19 protein-coding genes are annotated in these 22,531 nt (G+C 67.9%); 7 read left to right on the top strand and 12 right to left on the bottom strand.

Annotation, left to right across the window (positions count from 1 at the left end; genetic code table 11):
* Window positions 1-53: 53 nt before the first annotated feature.
* The gene (locus U9J41_RS08235; protein WP_322401733.1) at window positions 54-518 is read left to right on the top strand and encodes an OsmC family protein; all 465 of its coding nucleotides are present in this window, start codon (window positions 54-56) and stop codon (window positions 516-518) included.
* Complete coding sequence (locus tag U9J41_RS08240) at window positions 518-1,093, top strand: FMN-binding negative transcriptional regulator (RefSeq protein ID WP_322401734.1); 576 nt, start codon at window positions 518-520, stop codon at window positions 1,091-1,093. Before U9J41_RS08235 ends, U9J41_RS08240 begins: the two co-directional genes overlap by 1 nt.
* 60 nt (window positions 1,094-1,153) lie before the next feature.
* Here U9J41_RS08240 and U9J41_RS08245 read toward each other — a convergent pair whose 3' ends face one another.
* Complete coding sequence (locus U9J41_RS08245) at window positions 1,154-1,903, bottom strand: DUF4142 domain-containing protein (protein ID WP_322401735.1); 750 nt, start codon at window positions 1,901-1,903, stop codon at window positions 1,154-1,156.
* A gap of 166 nt (window positions 1,904-2,069) precedes the next feature.
* On the bottom strand, window positions 2,070-3,737 hold the full coding sequence (locus U9J41_RS08250) for an acid phosphatase (protein WP_322401736.1): 1,668 nt from the start codon (window positions 3,735-3,737) through the stop codon (window positions 2,070-2,072).
* A gap of 187 nt (window positions 3,738-3,924) precedes the next feature.
* Between U9J41_RS08250 and U9J41_RS08255 the strand changes: the two genes are divergently transcribed.
* A complete protein-coding gene (locus tag U9J41_RS08255) occupies window positions 3,925-5,349 on the top strand; it encodes a S41 family peptidase (RefSeq protein WP_322401737.1) in 1,425 nt (474 codons plus the stop codon).
* Window positions 5,350-5,586: 237 nt separating this feature from the next.
* A complete protein-coding gene (locus U9J41_RS08260; protein ID WP_322401738.1) occupies window positions 5,587-6,171 on the top strand; it encodes an O-methyltransferase in 585 nt (194 codons plus the stop codon).
* An 18-nt stretch (window positions 6,172-6,189) separates the two neighbouring features.
* On the opposite strand, the gene U9J41_RS08265 is transcribed toward U9J41_RS08260, so the two are convergent.
* Window positions 6,190-7,710, bottom strand: a complete 1,521-nt coding sequence (locus U9J41_RS08265; RefSeq protein WP_322401739.1) for a CYTH and CHAD domain-containing protein — start codon at window positions 7,708-7,710, stop codon at window positions 6,190-6,192.
* A gap of 239 nt (window positions 7,711-7,949) precedes the next feature.
* Between U9J41_RS08265 and U9J41_RS08270 the strand changes: the two genes are divergently transcribed.
* Window positions 7,950-8,699 (top strand): DUF6345 domain-containing protein, encoded by a 750-nt coding sequence (locus U9J41_RS08270; RefSeq protein ID WP_322401740.1) that lies wholly within the window; start codon window positions 7,950-7,952, stop codon window positions 8,697-8,699.
* Window positions 8,700-8,702: 3 nt separating this feature from the next.
* Window positions 8,703-9,647 (top strand): hypothetical protein, encoded by a 945-nt coding sequence (locus tag U9J41_RS08275; RefSeq protein ID WP_322401741.1) that lies wholly within the window; start codon window positions 8,703-8,705, stop codon window positions 9,645-9,647.
* Window positions 9,648-9,656: 9 nt separating this feature from the next.
* Here U9J41_RS08275 and U9J41_RS08280 read toward each other — a convergent pair whose 3' ends face one another.
* From U9J41_RS08280 to U9J41_RS08300, 5 genes are all read right to left on the bottom strand, one after another.
* Window positions 9,657-10,622 (bottom strand): hydroxymethylglutaryl-CoA lyase, encoded by a 966-nt coding sequence (locus U9J41_RS08280; protein WP_322401742.1) that lies wholly within the window; start codon window positions 10,620-10,622, stop codon window positions 9,657-9,659.
* Window positions 10,619-11,836, bottom strand: a complete 1,218-nt coding sequence (locus U9J41_RS08285; protein ID WP_322401743.1) for a CaiB/BaiF CoA transferase family protein — start codon at window positions 11,834-11,836, stop codon at window positions 10,619-10,621. The genes U9J41_RS08280 and U9J41_RS08285 overlap by 4 nt, the downstream gene beginning before the upstream one ends.
* Window positions 11,837-11,846: 10 nt before the next feature.
* Window positions 11,847-13,124: an MFS transporter gene (locus tag U9J41_RS08290; RefSeq protein WP_425260196.1), complete on the bottom strand. Its 1,278-nt coding sequence runs from the start codon at window positions 13,122-13,124 to the stop codon at window positions 11,847-11,849.
* Window positions 13,125-13,313: 189 nt separating this feature from the next.
* Window positions 13,314-14,216 carry a LysR family transcriptional regulator gene (locus U9J41_RS08295; RefSeq protein WP_322401745.1) on the bottom strand — a complete coding sequence of 301 codons (903 nt, stop codon included), beginning with the start codon at window positions 14,214-14,216 and terminating at the stop codon, window positions 13,314-13,316.
* 20 nt (window positions 14,217-14,236) lie between these two features.
* Window positions 14,237-15,148, bottom strand: coding sequence for an AraC family transcriptional regulator (locus U9J41_RS08300; protein ID WP_322401863.1), 912 nt, complete (start codon window positions 15,146-15,148; stop codon window positions 14,237-14,239).
* A gap of 150 nt (window positions 15,149-15,298) precedes the next feature.
* On the opposite strand from U9J41_RS08300, the gene U9J41_RS08305 reads away from it, so the two are divergent.
* Window positions 15,299-16,132 carry an oxidoreductase gene (locus U9J41_RS08305; RefSeq protein ID WP_322401746.1) on the top strand — a complete coding sequence of 278 codons (834 nt, stop codon included), beginning with the start codon at window positions 15,299-15,301 and terminating at the stop codon, window positions 16,130-16,132.
* A 7-nt stretch (window positions 16,133-16,139) separates the two neighbouring features.
* Here the strand turns inward: U9J41_RS08305 and U9J41_RS08310 are convergent, their stop codons facing one another.
* The 4 genes from U9J41_RS08310 to U9J41_RS08325 all read right to left on the bottom strand — a co-directional run bounded on the left by U9J41_RS08310 (window position 16,140) and on the right by U9J41_RS08325 (window position 22,529).
* Complete coding sequence (locus U9J41_RS08310; RefSeq protein WP_322401747.1) at window positions 16,140-16,913, bottom strand: enoyl-CoA hydratase; 774 nt, start codon at window positions 16,911-16,913, stop codon at window positions 16,140-16,142.
* 77 nt (window positions 16,914-16,990) lie between these two features.
* A complete protein-coding gene (locus tag U9J41_RS08315; protein ID WP_322401748.1) occupies window positions 16,991-18,187 on the bottom strand; it encodes an acetyl-CoA C-acyltransferase in 1,197 nt (398 codons plus the stop codon).
* A 28-nt stretch (window positions 18,188-18,215) separates the two neighbouring features.
* Window positions 18,216-20,612 (bottom strand): 3-hydroxyacyl-CoA dehydrogenase/enoyl-CoA hydratase family protein, encoded by a 2,397-nt coding sequence (locus tag U9J41_RS08320; protein WP_322401749.1) that lies wholly within the window; start codon window positions 20,610-20,612, stop codon window positions 18,216-18,218.
* A gap of 126 nt (window positions 20,613-20,738) precedes the next feature.
* Window positions 20,739-22,529, bottom strand: a complete 1,791-nt coding sequence (locus U9J41_RS08325) for an acyl-CoA dehydrogenase C-terminal domain-containing protein (protein ID WP_322401750.1) — start codon at window positions 22,527-22,529, stop codon at window positions 20,739-20,741.
* Window positions 22,530-22,531 lie beyond the last annotated feature (2 nt).

Raw genomic sequence — 22,531 nt, forward strand, 5'->3', positions numbered from 1 at the left:
GAGCAAGCCACCTGGCACCCTAAGATGGAGACTCGTTCACACACGGGGATACGATGAAACGATTCGAAGCCACCCTGGCCTGGCAGCGCGGCGACCAAGCCTTCACCGACCAGCGCTACAGCCGCGCGCACCGCTGGACCTTCGACGGCGGCCTGGACGTTCCCGCCTCGTCCTCGCCGCAGTCCGTGCCGGCGCCGCTGTCCGATCCGGCCGCCGTCGATCCTGAGGAGGCGCTCGTCGCGGCGGCCGCCAGCTGCCACATGCTGTTCTTTTTGTCGCTGGCGGCCGCGCGCGGCTATGTCGTCGAGCGCTACGACGACCACGCCGTCGGCGAACTCGATCTCGACGCCGGCGGCCGCATGGCCTTCACGCGCATCGTGCTGCGCCCGGCCATCGCGTTCGGCGGCGCGCGCCAGCCCGACCGCACCGCGCTGGCCGAGCTGCACCACGAGGCGCACGCGCGCTGCTACATCGCCAATTCGCTGAAGGGGGACATCGTCGTGGAGGGAGTCGAATAATGTACGTGCCGCCGCATTTCGCGGCCGGCTCGCAAGCCGACATGCTCGCGCTCATCACCGCGCACCCGCTGGGCGCGCTGGTGCGTGCCCATGACGGCGGCTTGCAGGCCGACCACATCCCGTTCGAGCTGGCGCCGCCGGCCGACGCCGCTCCGAACGGCGTGCTGCGCGCCCACGTGGCCCGCGCGAATCCCGTCTGGCAAGCGGATGGCGCGCCGGTGCTCGTGCTGTTCCAGGGTGCATCCAGCTATGTGTCGCCGCTGCTGTACGACGTGGAGGCGGCCGGCGGGCGCGTGGTCCCGACGTGGAATTACGCCGTCGTGCATGCGCATGGGCGGTTGCGCGCGATCGAGGACCCGGCCTGGATTCTCGGCCAGATGACGCGGATGACGCGGCGTCACGAAGACGCAAACGCCGGCTGGCGGGTGGAGGATGCGCCGCGCGACTACATCGACAAGCTCGTGCGGACGACGGTCGGCATCGAGATCGTCATCGAGCGGCTGGAAGCGAAATTCAAGCTGAGCCAGAACCGCAGCGCCGCGGACCGGGCGCGGGTGCTGCAGGCAATGGAATAACCTCAGCGCCGCGCGGGCGGGCGCGGCGCCGGTGTGCCTGGATCAACCCCAGGCAGAGCGTCACTTGCCGGACGTCGTGCCCGACTTGGCCATCGGCATTTGCTCGGCCGATTTCAGGTGTTGCGCGACCACCGGCTCGGTCTTCTCGACCAGGGCCTTCAGTTCCGGGTCCTTGGCCTTTTTGGCCGCGGCCATCAGCTTGGCGTGGACGGCCTTGTGATCCTGCACGCCGGCCTGCTTCATGTACGCCTTGTCGAAGGCGTCGCCGCTCATCTTTTCCAGCTTGGCGGCCATGGCCTTGTGCTTGGCGTCCGGCTCGGTCGGCAAGGTCACGCCGCGTGCCTGGGCCAGCGCCTTCACGTCGTTCAGGTTCGAGGTGTGATCGTCGATCATCTGCTGCGCGAACGACTTCACGTCGCCGTTCTGGCTCTTGCTCTGGGCCAGCTTGCCGCCTTCGACTTCGGCCATGTCGGCCATCGCCATATCCTTGAGAATTTTTTCGTCGGACGCGTTCAGCTTGGCGCCGGTGCCCGCCGCCGACTGTCCGGCGCCGCTGGCGCCCATGCTCGGGCTCGCGGCGTTGTGGCCGGCCATACCCGACGAACGGTTTTCCATGCCGGTGCTGTTGCTGTTGTCGATGGTGCCTTCGCGGGTGGTCTTGCCGGACGTATTGTGCTTGCCGACGCTGCTGGTGCCGGTCTGGCTGGGGGTCTGGCTGACCGCCGTCTGCGCCTGCACGCCGACGGCGCTGAACATGGCTGCCACTGCCGCGACGGCCAGCAGTGCTTGCAAGGTTTTATTCTTCTGCATTTTGCTCTCCTGAACTCTGTTATGAAGTTGGCGCCTGGCGGGGACAAGCCGTGCGCAAGATCGTATTCAAATGACAACGGCCGGCACAGTGTATCGCCGTGTTTTCTTGAACAGCGCGCGTTAGCCAACAGGAAAGTTTTATCGATATGCGAAGAACGGGCGACCGTCAGCGGAAGCTCAGCGCCCCCGTCAGGTCGCCCGGCGGACGCGCCCCGCGCGCCGCGAACGCCGCGTTGCGCGCGGCCAGTCCTTCCAGCAGCGGCAGGCCGTGCAGGCGCGAGATGAAGCGCAGGATCGACGTCGTGTCGTAGAAATTGTGATCGACCGCGCCCTTCTTCGCGAACGGCGAGACGACGATGGCCGGAATACGCGAGCCCGGCCCCCAGCGGTCGCCCTTGGGCGGCGCCACGTGGTCCCACCAGCCGCCGTTCTCGTCGAAGGCGATGACGATGACCATGTCCTTCCATTGCGGCGACTTCTTGAGGTGCTCGATCACGTTGGCCACGTGGGCGTCGCCGGATTCGACGTCGGAGTAGCCCGCGTGCAGGTTCAGGTTCCCCTGCGGCTTGTAGAACGTCACGGACGGGAGCTTGCCGGCGATGGCGTCGGCGATGAACCGGTTCGAGATCGGGCTGTCGCCCAGGCCGCCGTCGCGCAGGTGCGCGGCGCGCGCCGCGGTGCCGGGGCCGAACTGCCTGAAGTAATTGAAGGGCTGGTGGTGGAACTGGAAGTTCGGACGCCCGCCTTCGCCGCGGCCATCCAGCGCCGCCTGCCAGGCGCCCGCGTACCACGCCCAGGTGATGCCCCGTTCGGACAGCAGGTCGCCGATCGTTCGATACGTCTGCGGCGGCAGCACGGCGGGGTCGTGCGGATCGGCCAGTTGCGCGTCGCCGCCCGGCGCCGGCCGCACCCAGCTCGGCTGGTACGGCGGCGCCATCGTGTTGACCGCGTAGCCGTCCGGCGTGATGGCGCCGTTGTTGACGAACTTCGGCTTGCCGTCCAGCGCCGACCTGGGCGAATCCGGCGCGGTCGCCAGGCGATATCCCGTCGGGCCGTCTTCCAGCACGGCGATCTTCGTCGCGGCCGGGGTCGACGCGGCATCGAAGAACTCCGGCACGCGGCCGCTGATCAGGAACTGGTGGTTCAGGTAGGAGCCGCCGAACGCGCCCATGAAGAAGTTGTCGCACAGCGTGAACTCGCGCGCGATCTGCCACAGGCCCAGGGTCTTCGACGTCTCGCCGTAGCGCCCCATCGTCAGCGCGCCGCTGTCGGCCCAGGCGACGAAGCCGTCGTTCCTGCCGCCGTTGATCTGCATCTGGTTCTGATAGAACAGATGCCACAGGTCGCGCGTGACGATCCCTTCCGGCAGCGGCTTGCCGGCGGCATCCGTCAGCTTGAACGGCGCATTCGGCAAGTGCCGGATGTCGTCTTCCTTGATGAGGACATCCTTGCCGCCCAGGTTCTGGCGCGCCGGCACCATGCCGCCCCAGATCTTCGGCAGTTCCGGCAGGACGCTGCCGTCGCGGTCCTTTTGCAGGAAGGCGCTGGCGGGCAGCGCCGACAGCGGCTGCGCGACGCCCGGGAAGTCGGCGAACAGGTTGTTGAAGCTGCGGTTTTCGAGGTAGATCACGACGACGTTTTTCACGTGCGCCTTGAGCTTGGCGTCCAGCGAGCCGGCGACGGGTTTTGCACGCCTGGCCGGCTTCGCCGCGCTGGCCGGCGCCACCGTCGCGCCCAGGCCCACGGCCGCCGCGGCCTGGAAGATGCGGCGGCGCGCCGGGCTGGCGGGCTGGTCGTCCGCATTGCGATCCTGGTCGTCGTCGTGATCCTGCATGGCGTTCTCCTGTCGCGGCCACCCGGCCGTAAAGCCACGATTATCTTTTCTTTTTGCCATTGGGAAAAGAAAAAAAGCCGATCAATACGGACGCTTACAACGCCTTAACGCCGATTTACCTGGGTTTAACGGCGCTTAACACGCTGGGGCGCCAGAATTTCATGAACGAATCGACGAAAGGATCACCATGAAACGCACCGCGCTCGCCATCTCCAGCGCCCTCGCCCTCGCCTGCGCGCCCTTCGTGCACGCCGGGGAGCCCGCGGCGCCGGCCGCGCCGGCCGCGCGCCCGGCCCTCAAGCTGCCGCAGGCCGAAGTGGAACGCCTGCTGGAGGCGTATGCGATGATCAAGCAGAACTACGTCGGCGCGACCGACGACAGGACGCTGTTCGACGGCGCCCTGTCCGGCATGCTGGCCGCGCTCGACGCGCACTCGCGCTACCTGGACAAGGACGCGATGCGCGACGTCGGCCGCGAGAACAGCGGCCAGTACGTGGGCATCGGCATCGAGGTCGAAGGCAACCGCGACCAGCTGCGCGTCGTCGCCGCCACCGAGGGCAGCCCGGCCGAACGGGCCGGCATCCGCGCGGGCGACGTGATCGTCGCCGTGGACAATGCGCCCGTCGCCGGCATGTCGAACGACGACGTCGCCCGGCGCATGCACGGCGTGCCGGGCACGGTCGTCGCCATCGGCGTCGCGCGCCGCAACAAGATCGAGACGCTGCGCATCACGCGCGCCGACCTGCACAACGACACGGTGCACGTGCGCATGGCGGCACCCGGCCTGGCCTGGATCCGCGTCGCGGAATTCGGCGGCGCCACGGCGGCCGACCTGGTGGCGGCCCTGAAAAAACTGGACGGCAAGGACGCGCCACGCGGCCTGATCCTGGACCTGCGCAACGATCCGGGCGGCCTGGTGTCGTCCGCCGTGGCCGTCGCCGGCGCCTTCCTGCGGCCGAGCACCGTGCTGTTCTCGGCGCGCGGGCGCGAGCCGGGCGCCAACGCCACCGTCACCGTCGACGCGCGCTACTACCGCGCCCCCGGCCAGCCCGACGTGCTGGCCGGCCTGCCCGCCTGGACCCGCACCGTGCCGCTGACGGTGCTCGTGAACGGCGCATCCGCGTCGGCGGCCGAACTGGTCACGGGCGCCCTGCAGGACCAGCACCGCGCCACCGTGATCGGCACGCGCACGTTCGGCAAGGGCTCGATCCAGTCCGTCATTCCGCTGAACGAGGACAGCGGCATCAAGTTCACCGTGGCGCGCTATTTCACGCCGAACGGCCACGAGATCCAGGCGCGCGGCGTCACGCCCGACATCGTGGCGGCGCCCGCCGCGGCGGCGGACGACGACATGCTGCTGCGCGAGGCGGACCTCGCCCGGCACCTGCCCGCGACCCAGCCGCCGGACGCCGGCGCGGATGCGCAGCGCGAACCTTCGGAATCCACGCGCACGTTCGGCACGCGCGCCGACAAGGCCTTGCAGACCGCGGTGGCCATCCTCACGCCCGAAGACAAGCGCACGCCCACGCTCGCCGGCCTGCTGCGCCGGTGGCGCAGCGCGGCGCTGGCCGGGACGGCGGGCGGCAGCGTCGTGGCGACGGGCGCGCCGTAACGGTGCCGTAACGCTGCCGTCACACGGACGTCAAACCGGCGTCATATTCGGCCGTCAGAATACGCATCGCTCCCGGAAAAAAGGGCGCAAGGCGGCCAGGCCGCCCTACCGGCGCCGGCGGTCGGGAAACATACCGGCACCAGATTCCATGGTTCGTCGCTCCCTGTACATCTCGCGAGGTATGGGGAGCGGCGTTTTGGCGCATCATCACGGGATCGCCCACGATAGGAGTTGACGTTGGATTCGCACCTCAAGACCCTGCTCGACGAACTGGCCGCGTTCGGCGCCGCGCACGACGCCGACCCCGCCAACGGCGCCACGCGCATGCTCAACATCACGCCGGACACCGGCGCGTTCCTCGCCGTGCTGGCGAAGGCGACGGGGGCTCGCCGCATCCTCGAGATCGGCACGTCGAACGGCTATTCCACGCTGTGGCTGGCCGACGCCGTGGCGGACGCCGGCGGGGCCGTCACGACGATCGAACTGGCCCACGGCAAGATCGACATGGCGCGCGCCAATTTTGCGCGCGCGGGACTGGACACCCGCATCACGCTGCTGGAAGGCGATGCCGGCGCGATGCTGGCCAGCCTGTTCGACGCCTCGTTCGACCTGCTGTTCCTCGATTCGAACCGCGGCGCCTACCTGGGCTGGTGGCCCGACATCCGCCGCGTGCTGCGTCCCGGCGGCCTGCTCGTCGTCGACAACGCGACGTCACACGCGGACGACATGGCCGCATTCACGGCGGCCGTGCGCGCCGATCGCGCCTTCACGGCGAGCCTGGTCCCGGTCGGGAAAGGCGAATTCCTGGCCGTGAAGGCGTAAGGGCTCGCCCCGCCCCGCTCAGAAGCGCGCCTTGGCGCGCAGGCGGTGCTTGACGTGCCGGCGCGCGCGCGGCATCGCATCGAGCGCGCGCGCCGCCAGCACGCCCTCGATGAAGCCGAGCAGCTCCGCCTCCTGCGGCACCCGGTCGCGCAGCCGGGCGACCAGCGTGCGCGCGACGAAGGCATCGTTGATCTCGCCCAGCTCGTCCTGCATGCCGCTCAGGAGGTCATGGCGCTTCGTCGCCTTGCGGTCGTGCGACAGCGCGGCGAAGAACTCGCGCGCATAACGCTCCTTCTTTGCCGCGATACGCACCTTGTGCAGGCATTCCGGCCGTTTGAGGTCGGTGCCGCGGGCGCGCTTGCGGACGCGCGCGCTGGCATGCTGCACCAGCTGCGGCGCGGCCTTCGCGATCTTTTGCTCGAGCGGGTCGGTCGGCACGGTCGTGTGGTGCCAGCCCCTGCCCGCGATCCAGCCGCCCAGCGCCAGCATCAAGGTCGTGTAGCGTGGACTGCCGACGGCCGAGCGCACGCGCGCCCGGTGGCGCTCGGCCTCTTCGCGCGCCGCCGCTTCCACGCGCGCCAGCGCCGCTTTCTGTTCGTCCGTCAGCGGCAGGCCGGGGAGCACGGAGTCGAGGAACACGTCCCAGTTGCGGGCGTCGCCCAGTTCGTCCGCGAGCCAGTCGATGTCCGCGGCCAGCGGGTCGGGCAGCCGCACGAGGGTCCGCACCATCGCCTGGGCCGCGCGCAGGCGGCGCAGGCCCACGCGCATCTGGTGCAGGCTTTCGACGTCGCCCGCCTGCACGCCGGCCTCGTTGGCCTGCATCTGCTGCAGGCAGTTGAGCAGGATGCCGCCGAACGCGTCGCCCAGCGTGGCCTTGCGCTTCAGCGTCACCGGCGCGGCCTTGACGGCGTGCGCCTTGTCATCGGTCGCCAGCGCATAGCCGCGTTCGGCCTTGCTGACGTTCTCGATACGGACCGGCGTCGCCTCGTGCACCCGGCGCGCCAGATCGTACAGGCAGGCCGGATCGCCGTCCTTGATTTCGAGTTCCAGCTCGCGCACCTGCGTCGTGCGTTCGCCGCGCCGCAATTCGCCGACGTCCAGCGCGCACTCGACGTGCGTGCCGTCCGGCAGGGCGAGCATCCACGTCGTGCGCTTCGTGCGGTTGACGAAGACCGGTTCGGCGGCAAGCGCCTGGCCGTCCAGGCTGCGCGCCAGAGCGGGCAACGCTGCGCGTAATTGCTTGGCGAACAGGTCGAGGTCGGGCGCCGCGGACGGGATCCCGGCCTCCAGCTCGGTGCGCCGGTGCAGGCCGGCCACGGCGCTGCCGCCGCCCTTCAGGGTCTGCACATGGCGCTCGCCGGCGCTGCGCACGCGCAGGGCGAAGCCGTGCTTCCACAGGTCGAAACCGCCGGTGTCGAAATAGCGGTCGACGTGCTCTTCTTCGTGCGGTTTGGACACGGCGTGCTCGCGCAGCACGGCGGACTTCTTGATCTGCGCGGCGCTGCCCGCGTCCACGGCCAGTTTGATTTCACACTCCATGATGGCTCCTTCGCGACATCCTCCCACTGTAGCGCATCCCCGCGCCCGCGCGCGCCGCCATCGGGCCGCCAATGATTCTTCGCGTCATCCATATGCGACCCTGCGCGGCCCGTACCCGCGCCGCATCAAAGCCGTGCGCGTGCACGACTGATCCAAAGCAGGCCGGCGCCGGTCGCGTACCGCTACCGTACATGGGCTGCGCCGGCATTCATGCAACCGGCATTACCAAGGAGACAGTCATGGCACGATTCGGTGTCGAAGCGATCCGCTATTTCAGCCACGCGCGCGCGGCGCACGTGGACACGGCGGGCGACCTCACGTACACATTCAATCGAAGTAATGGCCTGGACAATAAACTGCGCGGCGCCGACCACACGCGCGCGTTCTACTGGGCCAATACGGATGTCTGGGAAACCGACATCCGCGACACCGACCAGGGCGGCGGCGACCGCCAATGGGCCGACGACGTCGACCTGTTCTGGATCGAGACCCACGGCAACCACGACGACGGCGGCCACGCCGTGCTGCTGTACGACACGCCCGTCACCGAGTGGTATGCCAACTCCGCGCGCTGGCAGCTGGGCGAGGACTGGAACAACGAATGGGTGATGGCCTATTCCTGCGACACGGCCGCGCTGCCCATCGTCACGGGCCTGTGGAACATCTTCGCGCGCATGCACATCTATTGCGGCGCGTGGGACCTGATGTGGGACGGCATCACGACGGACGAATGCGGCGACGACGTGGGCGACAACCTCGTCCACGGCGACACCGTGTCGCACGCCTGGCACGACGGGGTCTCGGACTGGTGGGTCGACAACCACCCGATCACCGTCTGCGTGGGCGACGCCGCCACCTGGAACAATGGCGCCATCCGCTGGGACCAGAGCGCCATCAACCGCGATCACCTGTGGGGCCACGGCACCGTGACCCCGGACCTGGCGCCTGCCCAGCAGGCCTGCCTGCTGTGGTACTGGACGGAGGGCTGAACCATGAACGATCACACCCTGCTGCACACATTGGCCGGCGCCTGCGCCGACGCCCGCATCCCCGACCAGGCGGATGTCCTGCTGCTGCAGACGCCGACACAGGAACAGTTGCGGGCCCGCACCCGGCGCTTCGTCGCGCAGTTGGTAGAGCATGGCGACTGCCCGCGCGACAACGGCGGCACCTGGCAGCAGCGCGACGACCACACGGTGATCCACCTGCCGGACGGCGCGCGCGCCATGGTCTACCACGCGTCCGGCGCCCTACGCTACGTGTCCGGCCTCGCCCCGGCGGAGCGTCCGTTCGGGCGCGAGGCGGAACGCGACATCCTGCAGCGTCTCGTCGAGGAAAGCGCGCACAAGCTGGCCTTGTCCGACTGGGCCGGTGCGAACGGCGAACTGCGCTTCGAACGCCTGTTCCGCACGCGCGGCCAGGGCGCCGACCCGACCGGCAAGGCGTCCGCGACGACGCTGTTCCGCGCCCTCGGCGCCTGGCGCCAGTACGCCGGCGGCATCCCGGTGCTGGGCGCCGCGTCCGCGGCGCTGCGGCTCGCCGGCGACGGCCGCCTGGACACCCTGTCCGTGCAGATGCGGCCCGCGAACGGCGAAGTGCTGGACCGGGCCGCCATCATCGAACCGCAACGGGGCGCGCGCCAGATCGTGGCGCAGCTGGGCGCCCTGCTCGGCCAGCGCGAGATCGCGGGCGGCCTCGTGGAAGCGGCGACCCTGCAGTTCGGCTATCTCGACCTGGGCAAGCGCAAGGCCCAGCGCGTGCTGGCGCCGGCCTACGTGGCGCGCATCGTCCTGCGCCACAAGACGGTGCGCCAGGCATACGTGCTGGCCGTGCGCGCGACGGAACGCGCGTATCTCGAGCTCCCGGTGTATGGCGCCGAGGTCGTGGCCGGGCACGGGCGGACCGACATCGCGCGCTGCGAGGCAGCGTTACGCTGACCGGCGCGATCAGGCAACGGCCTGCACGGCCGGTCGCGGATGCAGGTCCAGGCGCCGCCCCGCCTTGACGATCTGGCTGGGCACGTCGTGGCCGACCAGTTCCTGCAGGCGCCTCGCGGCGCGCAGGAGCTGGGCCAGGTCGACGCCGGTGTCGTAGCCCATCAGGTCGAGCGCATGCACGACTTCTTCCGTGCACACGTTGCCGGTGGCGCCGGGCGCATAGGGGCAGCCGCCGATGCCGCCGAGGGACGCGTCGAAACGCTCGGCGCCGGCGTCGATCGCGGCCAGCACATTGGCCAGGCCCATGCCGCGCGTGTTATGGAAGTGCAGCGTCAGTTCGATGCCGGGCCAGCGCGTCCGCACCGCTTCCGTGAGCGCGCGCACCTGCGTCGGATAGGCCATGCCGGTGGTGTCGCACAGTGTGATGCCCTGCACATCCAGTTCGTCGACGAAGCGCGCGCACCAGTCCAGCACCTCCTGTTGCGTGACGTCGCCTTCCATCGGACAGCCGAAGCTGCACGACAGCGACACGTTGACGCCGATGCCGTGGCGCCGGGCCAGCGCGGCCACGTCGGCCAGGCCGGCGAAGGAAGCCGCGCGCGTCATGCGCAGATTGGACAGGTTGTGGCTTTCGCTGGCCGACATGACGAGGTTCATCTCGCCGGCACCGGCCGCGACGGCGCGCTCGGCCCCGCGCAGGTTCGGCACGAGGGCGCTGTAGACGACGCCGGGACGGCGCGCAATGCCCGCGAACACCTCGGCCGCATCGGCCAGCACGGGCACGGCTTTCGGCGACACGAACGAGCTGACCTCGATCTTGGCGAGACCGGCGCCCGACAGCGTGTCGGCCAGCGCGATCTTGTCGGCAGTCGGCACGAAGCGGCATTCGGCCTGCAGGCCGTCGCGCAGCCCGACTTCCTGGATGTGGATGCGGCGGCCGGCGACCCGGCGACCGCTACCGATGAAAGCGCTCATGCGACCACCTTGCGCGCCCGCAGCGCCGCGATCTGGTCCCCGGTCAGGCCGATCTCGCGCAGCACGGCGTCCGTGTCCTCGCCCAGCCGCGGCGCGGCCGAGCGCACGCTGCCCGGCGTGCCCATCAATTTCGGCACGATGCCCGGCACCTCGACGTCATAGCCTTCGCGCGTCTGCTGGGTGAGGATCATGTCGCGCGCCCGGTAATGCGGGTCCTCGGCGATGTCCCTGGCCGTGTAGACCTTGCCAGCCGGGACTTTCGCCGCGCCGAGCAGGTCCATCACATCGGCCACGGTGCGGTCCGCGGTCCAGGCGCCGATGGCGGCGTCGATCTCGTCCACGCGCGCGACGCGGCCGGCATTGTTCGCCAGGTCGGGGGCGTCGCCCAGGTCGGGCCGGCCGATCGCCTGCATCAGGCGCTTGAAGATGCTGTCGCCATTGCCGGCGACCAGCACATAACCGTCGACGCAGCGGTAGGCATTCGATGGCGCGATGCCCGGCAGCGCGCTGCCGGCGGCCTCGCGCACGGCGCCGAACGCGCTGTATTCGGGGACCAGGCTCTCCATCACGTTGAACACGGCTTCGTGCAGTGCCACGTCGATCACCTGCCCGCGGCCGCCATTGACCTTGCGGTGGTACAGCGCGGTCAACACGCCGATGGTGCCGTGCAGGGCGGCCAGGGTGTCGCCGATCGAGATGCCGCAGCGCACCGGCACGCGTCCCGGTTCGCCGGTCAGGTGGCGCAGGCCGCCCATCGCTTCGCCGATCATGCCGAAACCCGGCAGGTCGCGGTAGGGCCCGGTCTGGCCGTAGCCCGAGATGCGCAGCATCACGAGGCCGGGGTTCAGCTCGGACAGCACGTCCCAGCCCATGCCCCAGCTTTCCAGCGTGCCGGGGCGGAAATTTTCGACCAGCACGTCGGCCTCGGCGATCAGCTTGCGCGCGATATCCTGCCCCTCCGCGCTCCTCAGGTCGAGGGCGAGCGAGCGCTTGTTGCGCGACTGGACCTGCCACCAGACCGATGTGCCGTCCTTCATCATGCGCCAGTTGCGCAGCGGATCGCCCGCGCCCGGTGCCTCGATCTTGATCACGTCGGCGCCGAATTCGCCCAGCGTCTTGCCGGCGAACGGGCCGGCGATCAATTGTCCCATCTCGATCACGCGCACGCCCTGCAGGGCCGTGGCGGACATCGTGCTTGCAGCCGTGATGCTCATATTGTCCTCGTCAGTTGTCGGAGTGTTCGCGCCGGCGCAGCCGTTCGGGCATGCCGAAGGCCAGGATCGCGGCGCACACGACGCTCAGGGCAGCGATCACGTACAGCGCCGGCGTCGTGCTGCCGGTGACGTCCTTGACGCGGCCGACCATGACCGGGCTGACGATGCCGCCCAGCTGGCCCAGCGTATTGATCAGCGCGATGCCGCCCGCAGCACCCGCCCCCGTCACCAGCTTCGGCGGCAGCGCCCAGAACGCGGGGATCGACGCTACCACACCCGCACCCATCACGGCCAGGGCCGCCAGCAGCAGGCCCGGGCTGTGGTCGAACAGGCCGGCGCCGCAAAAGCCCGCCGCGCCCAGCAGCACGAGGCCGATCACGAATTTCCTGCGCTCGCCGCTGGCGTCCGACAGCCGGCCCACGAGCACCATCGCGATCGCGCCGCACAGGTAGGGCACGGCGGTGAGCAGGCCGATGGTGGTCGGATTCGTCGTACCGGCGCTGCGGATCATGTGCGGCGCCCAGAAGTTCAGGCCGTAGGAACTCACCTGGATCAGGAAGTAGACCAGGCCCAGCGTGAAGAAGCCCGGCGTCTTGAGGGCGCCCAGCAGCGAGTGGCTGCCGATCTGCCGGCTCTGTTCGGCGATGCGCGCGGCCAGCAGCGACCGTTCCTCCGGCGCGAGCCAGGACGCGTCCTCGACGCGGTCCTTCAGCACGACGAACACGACGGCACCCAGGGCGATGCACGGCAGGCCGCCCACGAGGAACAGCCAGTGCCAGCCGGACATGCCGAGCACGCCGTCCATATGCCCGAGCACCAGGCCGGCGGCAGGCGCGCCGACGAGGCCGGAAAAGGCCGACGCCAGGAACAGCATCGACGTGATGCGGCCGCGGTAGGCGGTGGGGAACCACAAGGTCAGAAAGTACAGCACGCCGGGCGCGAAGCCGGCTTCCATGGCGCCGATCAGGAAGCGCAGCGCATAGAACTGCCATTCGGTCTGGACCAGCGCCATCAGCGCGGTGGCGATGCCCCACGACACCATGATGCGCGCGATCCAGCGCCGCGCGCCGACCTTGTACAGCATCATGTTGCTGGGGACTTCGAACAGGACGTAGCCGACCGAGAACAGGCCGGCACCGAGGCCGTACGCCGTGTCGGACAGCGACAGGCTGCTCTGCAAGGCGAACTTGGCGAAGCTGATGTTGATGCGGTCGAAAAAGGCGAACAGGTAGCAGATCATGATGAGGGGCATGATGCGCCATGCCACCTTCGCCACGATCCGCGCCATGTCGGGCACGGCCACGTCGGCCGCGCCGGACGAGGCGGAAAGAATCTTGCTCATGTGTTGTCTCCGGATAGGATTCGTCGAATGACCCGCACGCTCTTGCTGGCGTGATGGATGCGATTCTGGCAGCACCGTCCCGGCCGCGGAATGACCAAGGTGCGAACCCCGCTTTCGCGTTTCGCGAAAGCTCGCTCAGTGCGGCTTGCCACCGGCGAGGTGGTCCACGAGCAGGCGCGCATGGCGCGGCAGGGTCTCCATGTCGCGCACGCCGATCAGCAGCTGGCGCCGCGCCCAGCCGTCGGTGAGCGGAATCTGGCGCAGGCTCAGCGAGCGCACCAGCGCGCGCACCGCGTCGGCCGGCAGCACCGCCACGCCCAGCCCGGCCGCCACCATCTGGCACATCGCATCGAAGCTGCGCACCTGGATGCGCACGCGCAGGCGCCGTCCCATGGCTTCCGTCTCGACCTGCAGGCGCTGCGCCAGCGATGTGCCCTGCGACAGGCTGACGACGTCGAAGTCGGTCGCTTCCTCGAAGCGCAGGCTGCGCCGCTTCGCGAGCGGATGGCCGGCCGGGACCACCAGCACGAGGCGGTCTTCGCGATAGGGCATCAGGTGCAGGCCGAGGGCCGGGGTGCGGTCGGCGAAGATGCCGATGTCGGCGCGGCCTTCGAGCACACCGAGCACGATCTCGCCGCTGTTGAGTTCTGCCAGCTCGATCCGGATCGCCGGCGTGGCCTTGACGAAGGCGGCGATATCGGCCGGCAGGAACTGGGTGATGGCCGACGTGTTGGCCCACAGCCGCGCCACGCCGACGATGCCGCTGGCGTGGTCGTGCAGCTCGGCCGCGAGCAGGTTCACGTCGCCGAGGATGCGCTGCGCGTGCCGGGCCAGCGCCAGGCCGGCCGCGGTGGGCGTGATGCCGCGCGAATGGCGCTCGAACAGCGCGGCGCCGACCGCGGCCTCCAGGTCGGAAATGCGCTTGCTGGCCGCGCCGACGGCGAGGTTGGCCAGCAGCGCGCCCTTGCTGATGCTGCCGGAGCGGACCACCTGGCTGAACAGGGACAGGGAGACGAGGTCGAGACGGTGCAGGTTCATGAAACCATTGTGCACCAGGTTCAGTGCGACGAGACGAATTCGGCGCCGGGAAACGCCGGCGGGACGGCAAAGGCGGCCCGCATCCGCCTGGCCTCCGCTGCCGGGGTCAAGCCGAACAGCCGCCGGAACTCGCGGCTGAACTGCGATGAACTCGTATAGCCCACCGCATGGCACGCCGCTTCCGCGGTCAGGTCCCGGCGCACCATCAGCAGGCGGGCCTGGTGCAGCCGCGTCGACTTCAGATATTGCATGGGTGACGTCTGCGTGATCGCCTTGAAGTGGCTGTGGAAAGCGGGGATGCTCATGCCCGCTTCGCGCGCCAGTTGCGCGAGGTCGAGCGCTTCCGCGTAGCCGGCATGGATGCGGCGCAACGCCCGGCCGATCTTTCCGTACTGGCCTTTCAGCGCGAGCGCCTCGCGCATCGAGCGTCCCTGCGCGCCGGTGAGCACCCGGAAATACAGTTCGCGCAGCAGGTCCGGCCCCAGTACGGCCGCCTCCAGCGGCCGGTTCAACGCTTCCAGGAAGCGCAGTACCGAGCCACGCATGTCCGCATCGATGGGACTCGACAACATGCTCTGCGGCGCCTGGGCCGGTTCAACCAGGGCGTGGCGGTCGATGTGCAGCATCAGGTCCGCGGCGACGGCGAAATCGAGGTGCAGGTACAGCGCGAGCAGCGGCTGCGCCGGCGTCGCATCCGTCTCCATGTCGAACGGCACGGGCACGGAGACTGCCAGGTAATGCTGCGCATCGTAGACATACAGTCTGTCGCCGAAGTAGCCGCGCTTGCGGCCCTGGCAAACGATCACGATACCGGGATCGTAAAGCACCGGCGTGCGCGTCAACGCGCGGTCGGAACGCAGGATCCGCACGGTAGGCAGCGCCGTGAGGTTGTAGCCCTCGTTCGGCGCCAATGCGCGCAGCAGCTCGACCATGCGCCGCAGCGCGTGGCCGGACGGATCGTCGTTTCCATCCGCGGCTGTCGGCTTGGACATAGTTTTAGGCAAGAAAAACAGTCGACTTTGGCTTATCTGGTGATGTCATCAAGAATAACATGCGATCTTCATCAATTCAGGGAAGACGACATGGCACCCAATAAACTCCTGCTGATCACCGGCGTCAGCAGCGGCTTCGGCCGCGCTCTTGCGCAACAGGCGCTGGCCGACGGTCACCGCGTGGTGGGCACGGTCAGGAACGCACAGGCCGCGCAAGCGTTCGCGGCAATGTGCCCGGCGCGCGCCCACGCGCGCATCCTCGACGTGACGCAATTCGATGCGATCGACGGCGTCGTCGCGGACATCGAAGCGAACGTCGGCGCCGTCGATGTCCTCGTCAACAACGCCGGCTACGGGCACGAAGGCATCCTGGAAGAATCGCCGCTGTCCGACATGCGCCGCCAGTTCGACGTCAACGTCTTCGGGCCGGTCGCCATGATGAAAGCCGTGCTGCCGTTCATGCGTGCCCGCCGGCGCGGCCATATTGTCAACATCACGTCGATGGGCGGCTACATCACGATGCCCGGCATCGCCTACTACTGCGGCAGTAAGTTTGCGCTGGAAGGCATCTCGGACACGCTCGCCAGGGAAGTCCAGCCGTTCGGCATCGCCGTGACCGCGATCGCACCAGGCTCGTTCCGCACCGATTGGGCCGGCCGCTCGATGCAGCGTACCGCACGCTCGATTGCCGACTACGACGCGCTGTTCGACCCGGTGCGCAAGGCGCGCGAGGAAAAGAGCGGCAAGCAGCCGGGCGATCCGGCCAGGGCGGCCCGCGCGATACTGACCGTGATCGAGGCAGACGCGCCGCCGACGCACCTGCTGCTCGGCAGCGACGCGCTGCAACTGGTGCGGGGCAAGCTGGCCGACCTAGGGCGCGATCTGGATGCCTGGGAAGAGGTCTCGGTCTCGACCGACGGTTGACAGCTGTTTAATCGAACTTCGAAAAATCCGGCTTGCGCTTCTGGAAGAACGCCGTAAAGGCTTCCTTCGCCTCGGCGCCGGTCAGCATCGCGCTGAAGCGCTCGTTCTCGGCCGCGATGGTGTCTTTCACCAGCGCCGCGCGCGAACGCTTCATGAGGGCCTTGGTCGTGCGGATCGACGCGGCCGGCAGCTTCACCAGCTTCGCGGCCTGGCCCTGCGCGAACGACAGCAGCTCGGCAGCCGGCAGCACGCGGGCCACGATGCCCATCTCGAACGCTTCCTGGGCGCCGAACGCTTCGCCCAGCATCAGCTTTTCCGCCGCGCGCGTGTAGCCGGCGGACTGCGCGACGAGCAGCGACGACGCGAATTCCGGGCACAGGCCCAGCTGGCTGAACGGCATCGAGAATTTCGCGGTGTCGGCGCAGTAGACGAGGTCGCAGTGCATCAGCATGGTCGTGCCGATGCCGACGGCGGCGCCGGCGACGGCTGCGACCACCGGCTTGGTGCAGCCTTCCAGCGCCTGCATGAACTGGAATACGGGACGCGATGCCGTCATCGCGCCTTCGCCCACATTGTGCAGGAAGTCTTCGAGGTCGTTACCGGCCGTGAAGATCTCGGGCTTGCCCGTGATGAGGATGGCGCGGACTTGCGGGTCGGCGTCGGCGGCGCGCAGCGCGTCCGCCAGCGTGGTGTACATGGCGCCCGTGATCGCGTTCTTGCGTTCCGGGCGGTTGAATTCGAGGGTGAGGATGCCGTCGGCGGTGGTGGTCAGGATGTCCATTCGGTGTCTCGCTTATTCATATAAAAAAGGGTGGGAACGGTTGTGCCGCACCCACCCTTCCGTTCACGCTGTGTGGATTACACGCGTTCGATGATGCCCGCCGCGCCCATGCCGGCGCCGACGCACATGGTGACCATGCCGTACTTCAGGTTGTTGCGGCGCAGGGCGTGGACGACGGTCGCGGCGCGGATCGCACCGGTTGCGCCCAGCGGGTGGCCCAGGGCGATCGCACCGCCCATCGGGTTCACCTTGCTGGTGTCCAGGCCCAGGTCACGGATCACGGCCAGTGCCTGCGCCGCGAAGGCTTCGTTCAGTTCGATCCAGTCCAGCTGGTCCTGCGTGATGCCGGCGGCGGCGCACGCCGCGGGAATCGCGACCTTCGGACCGATGCCCATGATTTCCGGCGGCACGCCGCGCACGGCGAACGACGAGAACTTGGCCAGCGGGGTCAGGTTGTGTTCACGCAGGATCTTCTCGCTGACGACGATCAGCGCACCGGCGCCGTCCGACATCTGCGACGACGTCGCGGCCGTCACGCTGCCCTTGGCGGCAAAGACGGGCTTCAGTTTCGCCATGCCTTCCATGGTGGCGTCCGCGCGCGGGCCTTCGTCCAGGTCCACGGTGCGGCGCTTGACCTTGATCTCGCCGCTCGCCAGGTCCGGCGTGCGGGTGACGATTTCCACCGGGGTGATCTCGTCCTTGAACAGGCCGGCCTGCTGGGCGGCGATGGCCTTGCGGTGCGATTCCAGGCCGAACGCGTCCTGGTCTTCGCGGCTCACCTTCCACTGCGCGGCGACCTTCTCTGCCGTCAGGCCCATGCCGTAGGCCAGGCCCACGTTCTCGTCCTTGAACGTCTCCATGTTGATCGACGGGTGGTGGCCCATCATCGGCACCATCGACATCGATTCGACGCCGCCGGCGATCATCACGTCGGCTTCGCCGACGCGGATGCGGTCCGCGGCCATGGCCAGGGCAGTGATGCCCGACGCGCAGTAACGGTTGACGGTCACGCCGCCGACCGTGTTCGGCAGGCCTGCCAGCACGACGGCGTTACGGGCCACGTTGAAGCCCTGCTCCGCTTCCGGGAACGAGCAGCCGACGATCGCGTCGATGATCAGTGCCGGGTCGAGGTTCGGCACGGCGGCCATCGCGCCGCGGATGGCCGCCACCAGCAGGTCGTCCGGACGGGTCTTGTTGAAGAAGCCGCGCGGCGCCTTGCCGATCGGGGTGCGGGTCGCTGCGACGATGTATGCGTCTTGAAGTTGTTTGCTCATGTCAGTAGTCCTTAGTGTCGCGCCGCGATCAGTTACGTACCGGTTTACCGTTTTGCATCATGCCCATGATGCGTTCCTGGGTCTTCGGATTGTTCAGCAGCGAGACGAATGCTTTACGCTCCATGTCGAGCAGCCACTGCTCGGACACGACGCTGCCCTGGTCGATGTCGCCACCGGAGACGATCTCCGCGATCGTGTCGCCCAGCTGGTAGTCGTACGCCGAGATGAAGCCGCCGTCGCGCATGTTGACCAGCTGGCCGCGGATCGTGCCCCAGCCATAACGGCCGGTGACGGTCACAGGGCGGCGCAGCGGTGCGCGGTAGCCGGCGTCGAACATCGAGCGCGCGGTGACCTTCGCCACGTGCAGCAGTTCGTACGGGTTGAAGACGATGACGTCGTCGTCCTTCAGGTAGCCCATCGCCTTCGCTTCCAGCGCGGACTTCGACACCTGCGCGGTGGCCGCGTTGGTGAAGCCCGTCTTCAGGAATTGCAGGATGTCGTTACCCTTCGACTCATTGGCCGCGCGCACTGCCGCTTCCTTCAGGCCGCCGCCGGCCGGCACGAGGCCGACGCCCACTTCCACGAGGCCGATGTACGACTCGATCGACGCGACGCGCTTCGATGCGTGCAGCGCCATTTCGCAGCCGCCGCCCAGGGCGAGACCCGCCACCGCGGCCACGACCGGGATGTTCGAGTATTTCATCGCCATGAACGTGTCCTGCAGTTCCTTGACGATCGGGTCCATCGCTTTCGCGCCGCCCGCCATGAACGCCGGCAGGGCCGATTGCAGGTCGGCGCCGGCCGAGAACGCGCCGCCGTCGGCTGCATCCGTATTCCAGATCACGATGCCCTTGAAGCCCTTCTCGGCTTCGTCCAGCGCGCGCCTGATACCCTTGATGACGCCGTCGCCGATCACGTGCATCTTCGTCTTCAGCGAGATGACGAGCACCTCGTCGCCCGAGTGCCACAGGCGCACGGAATCGTCTTCGAACACGGTGGTGCCGGCGGTCTTCGGATCGTCGCCGCCCGCGCCCACGACCGGTGCGCGGAACTGCTGGCGCTCGTACACGGCCAGGTCGGACCGTGCTACGAACGCGTTCTTCGTGACGGAATACGAACCTTCCGGCGTGTGCACGCCCTTCTCCGCGACCGGGGCGCTGAACACCCAGCTTGGGAGCGGTGCATCGGTCAGGGCCTTGCCCGCGTCGATGTCTTCCTTGACCCACTGGGCGATCGTGTTCCAGCCGGCGGCCTGCCACGTCTCGAACGGACCGACGCTCCAGCCGAAGCCCCAGCGCATCGCGAAGTCGACGTCGCGCGCGTTGTCGGCGATCGAATCGAGGTGGAACGCGATGTAGTGGAAGGCGTCGCGGAAGATCGCCCACAGGAACTGCGCCTGCGGGTTCGTCGATTCGCGCATCGCCTTGAATTTCTTGACCGGGTCTTTCTCTTTCAGGATGCGCGCGACGATGTCGGCGGCCTTGGCGCCGCCCGGCACGTATTCGCCCGTGGCGGTGTCCAGGCGCAGGATGTCCTTGCCGACCTTTTTATAGAAGCCGCCGCCGGTCTTCTGGCCCAGCGCGCCCTTTTCGATCAGCTTCGCCAGCACGTCCGGCGTCTTATACACGCTGAAGAACGGATCGTCCTTCAGGTTGTCCTGCATCGTCTTGATGACGTGGCCCATCGTGTCCAGGCCGACGACGTCCGCGGTGCGGAACGTACCCGACTTGGCGCGGCCCAGCTTCGCGCCGGTCAGGTCGTCGACGACGTCCACGGACAGGCCGAACTTCTCGGCTTCGTGGATCGTGGCCAGCATGCCGAAGATGCCGACGCGGTTGGCGATGAAGTTCGGCGTGTCTTTGGCACGCACGACGCCCTTGCCCAGGGTCGACGTCAGGAACGTCTCGAGCTGGTCGAGGATTTCCGGTTTCGTGGCCGCGGTCGGGATCAGTTCGACCAGGTGCATGTAGCGCGGCGGGTTGAAGAAGTGCACGCCGCAGAAGCGCGATTTCAGCTCGGCGTCGAAGCCTTCGGCCAGCTTCTCGATCGACAGGCCCGACGTGTTCGACGCGAAGATCGCGTTGGCGCCGATGTGCGGCGCGACCTTCTTGTACAGGTCGTGCTTCCAGTCCATGCGCTCGGCGATGGCTTCGATGATCAGGTCGCAGCCGGCCAGCACGTCGAGGTTGTCCTCGTAGTTGGCGACTTCGATCAGCGCGGCGTCTTCCTTGTTGCCCAGCGGGGCCGGCGACAGTTTTTTGAGGTTCTCGATGGCCTTCAGGACGATGCCGTTTTTTGGACCTTCTTTTGCGGGCAGGTCGAACAGCACGACCGGGACCTTGGCGTTGACGCAGTGCGCGGCGATCTGCGCGCCCATCACGCCGGCGCCCAGCACGGCGACTTTCTTGACGATGAAGTTGGACATATCTAATCCTTAATGTGGACCGTCGTTCCCGCGGAGGCGGGAACCCAATGTCGATGCGCCGTCACAGCGCCAGCAAATTGGATCCCCGCCTGCGCGGGGACGACGGGTAAGTGTAATGGTGCGTATTTAGAACAGGTCTGCGTCCAGCGCTGTCAGGTTGCTTGCGCCCGAACGTGCCTGGCGGATCAGCATCGCGGTTTCCGGGTACAGGCGGGCGAAGTAGAAGCGTGCGGTCGCCAGTTTCGATTCGTAGAACTTGTCGCCCGAATCCTTCTTGGCCAGCGCGATCTTCGCCATCTGCGCGAAGAAGTACGAGAACACCATATGGCCCACGACGCGCAGGTAAGGCACGGCGGCGGCGCCCACTTCGTCCTGGTTCTGGAAGGCCTTCATGCCGATTTCCATCGTCAGCTTGCCGACCTTCTCGCCCAGTTCGCCCAGCGGGCTCACGAATTCGGACATCTGCTCATCGAGGCCGTTGTCCTCGACGAACGCCTTGACCTTCTCGCCGAACGCGCGCAGCTTGGCGCCGTTGTCCATCAGGATCTTACGGCCCAGCAGGTCCAGCGACTGGATGGTGTTGGTGCCTTCGTAGATCATGTTGATGCGGGCGTCGCGCACGTACTGCTCCATGCCCCACTCGGCGATGTAGCCATGGCCGCCGTACACCTGCATCGCTTCCGACGTGGCGATCCAGCCGTTGTCGGTGATGAAGGCCTTGACGATCGGGGTCAGCAGGGCGACTTCATCCGCGGCTTCCTTGCGGATGGCTTCGTCCGGGTGGTTCAGTTCGCGGTCGATCTGCAGCGCGACGTACGACGTCAGGGCGCGCGCGCCTTCGGCATAAGCCTTGGCGGTCAGTAGCATGCGGCGCACGTCCGGATGGACGATGATCGGGTCGGCCGGCTTGTCCGGTGCCTTCGGGCCCGACAGGCTGCGCATCTGGATGCGGTCTTTCGCATAGACCAGCGCGTTCTGGTACGCGACTTCCGTCAGGCCCAGCGACTGCATGCCGACGCCGAGGCGGGCCGCGTTCATGAACACGAACATCGCGTTCAGGCCCTTGTGCGGCTGGCCGATCAGGGTGCCGATGGCGCCGTCCAGGTTCATCTGGCAGGTCGAGTTACCGTGGATGCCCATCTTTTCCTCGATGGCGCCGCAGGCGATGCCGTTGCGGGCGCCGACCGAACCGTCGGCGTTCGGCAGGAACTTCGGCACGAGGAACAGCGAGATGCCTTTCGAGCCTTCCGGCGCGTCCGGCAGGCGGGCCAGCACCAGGTGGACGATGTTTTCCGACATATCGTGCTCGCCGGCCGAGATGAAGATCTTCGAGCCGGTGATGCTGTAGGTACCGTCGGCCTGCGGTTCGGCCTTCGTGCGCAGCAGGCCCAGGTCGGTGCCGCAGTGGGCTTCGGTCAGGCACATCGTGCCGGTCCATTCGCCGGAGACGAGCTTCGGCAGGTAGAACTTCTTCTGGTCGTCGGTGCCGTGTTCCTTCAGGCACTCGTACGCGCCGTGCGACAGGCCCGGGTACATGGTCCATGCCTGGTTCGAGGAATTCAGCATCTCGTAGAACGAGTTGTTCAGCGAGACCGGCAGGCCCTGGCCGCCGTATTCCGGATCGCAGGCGAGCGCCGCCCAGCCGCCTTCCACATACTGTTTATACGCTTCCTTGAAACCCTTGGGCGTGGTGACGGCCTTGGTGGCGGTGTCGTAGTGGCAGCCTTCGCGGTCGCCGCTGTGGTTCAGCGGGAACAGCACTTCCTGCGTGAATTTCGCGCCCTCTTCCAGCACCTGGTTGATGATGTCGGCGTCGATCTCCTGGTACGCCGGCAGGTTCTTGAATTCTTCGGTGACGTTGAGGAACTCGTGCAGAACGAACTGCATATCCCGAAGTGGCGCGACGTACTGACCCATGG

Source organism: Massilia luteola, from assembly GCF_034420155.1.
Lineage (GTDB): Bacteria > Pseudomonadota > Gammaproteobacteria > Burkholderiales > Burkholderiaceae_D > Telluria > Telluria luteola.

Bases quoted from the DNA above. Each gene is read 5' to 3' on its own strand.
- U9J41_RS08235 (WP_322401733.1), top strand. From the start codon at position 54: ATGAAACGATTCGAAGCCACCCTGGCCTGGCAGCGCGGCGACCAAGCC.
- U9J41_RS08240 (WP_322401734.1), top strand. From the start codon at position 518: ATGTACGTGCCGCCGCATTTCGCGGCCGGCTCGCAAGCCGACATGCTC.
- U9J41_RS08245 (WP_322401735.1), bottom strand. From the start codon at position 1,903: ATGCAGAAGAATAAAACCTTGCAAGCACTGCTGGCCGTCGCGGCAGTG.
- U9J41_RS08250 (WP_322401736.1), bottom strand. From the start codon at position 3,737: ATGCAGGATCACGACGACGACCAGGATCGCAATGCGGACGACCAGCCC.
- U9J41_RS08255 (WP_322401737.1), top strand. From the start codon at position 3,925: ATGAAACGCACCGCGCTCGCCATCTCCAGCGCCCTCGCCCTCGCCTGC.
- U9J41_RS08265 (WP_322401739.1), bottom strand. From the start codon at position 7,710: ATGGAGTGTGAAATCAAACTGGCCGTGGACGCGGGCAGCGCCGCGCAG.
- U9J41_RS08270 (WP_322401740.1), top strand. From the start codon at position 7,950: ATGGCACGATTCGGTGTCGAAGCGATCCGCTATTTCAGCCACGCGCGC.
- U9J41_RS08275 (WP_322401741.1), top strand. From the start codon at position 8,703: ATGAACGATCACACCCTGCTGCACACATTGGCCGGCGCCTGCGCCGAC.
- U9J41_RS08280 (WP_322401742.1), bottom strand. From the start codon at position 10,622: ATGAGCGCTTTCATCGGTAGCGGTCGCCGGGTCGCCGGCCGCCGCATC.
- U9J41_RS08285 (WP_322401743.1), bottom strand. From the start codon at position 11,836: ATGAGCATCACGGCTGCAAGCACGATGTCCGCCACGGCCCTGCAGGGC.
- U9J41_RS08290 (WP_425260196.1), bottom strand. From the start codon at position 13,124: ATGGCGCGGATCGTGGCGAAGGTGGCATGGCGCATCATGCCCCTCATC.
- U9J41_RS08295 (WP_322401745.1), bottom strand. From the start codon at position 14,216: ATGAACCTGCACCGTCTCGACCTCGTCTCCCTGTCCCTGTTCAGCCAG.
- U9J41_RS08300 (WP_322401863.1), bottom strand. From the start codon at position 15,148: ATGGTCGAGCTGCTGCGCGCATTGGCGCCGAACGAGGGCTACAACCTC.
- U9J41_RS08305 (WP_322401746.1), top strand. From the start codon at position 15,299: ATGGCACCCAATAAACTCCTGCTGATCACCGGCGTCAGCAGCGGCTTC.
- U9J41_RS08310 (WP_322401747.1), bottom strand. From the start codon at position 16,913: ATGGACATCCTGACCACCACCGCCGACGGCATCCTCACCCTCGAATTC.
- U9J41_RS08315 (WP_322401748.1), bottom strand. From the start codon at position 18,187: ATGAGCAAACAACTTCAAGACGCATACATCGTCGCAGCGACCCGCACC.
- U9J41_RS08320 (WP_322401749.1), bottom strand. From the start codon at position 20,612: ATGTCCAACTTCATCGTCAAGAAAGTCGCCGTGCTGGGCGCCGGCGTG.
- U9J41_RS08325 (WP_322401750.1), bottom strand. From the start codon at position 22,529: ATGGGTCAGTACGTCGCGCCACTTCGGGATATGCAGTTCGTTCTGCAC.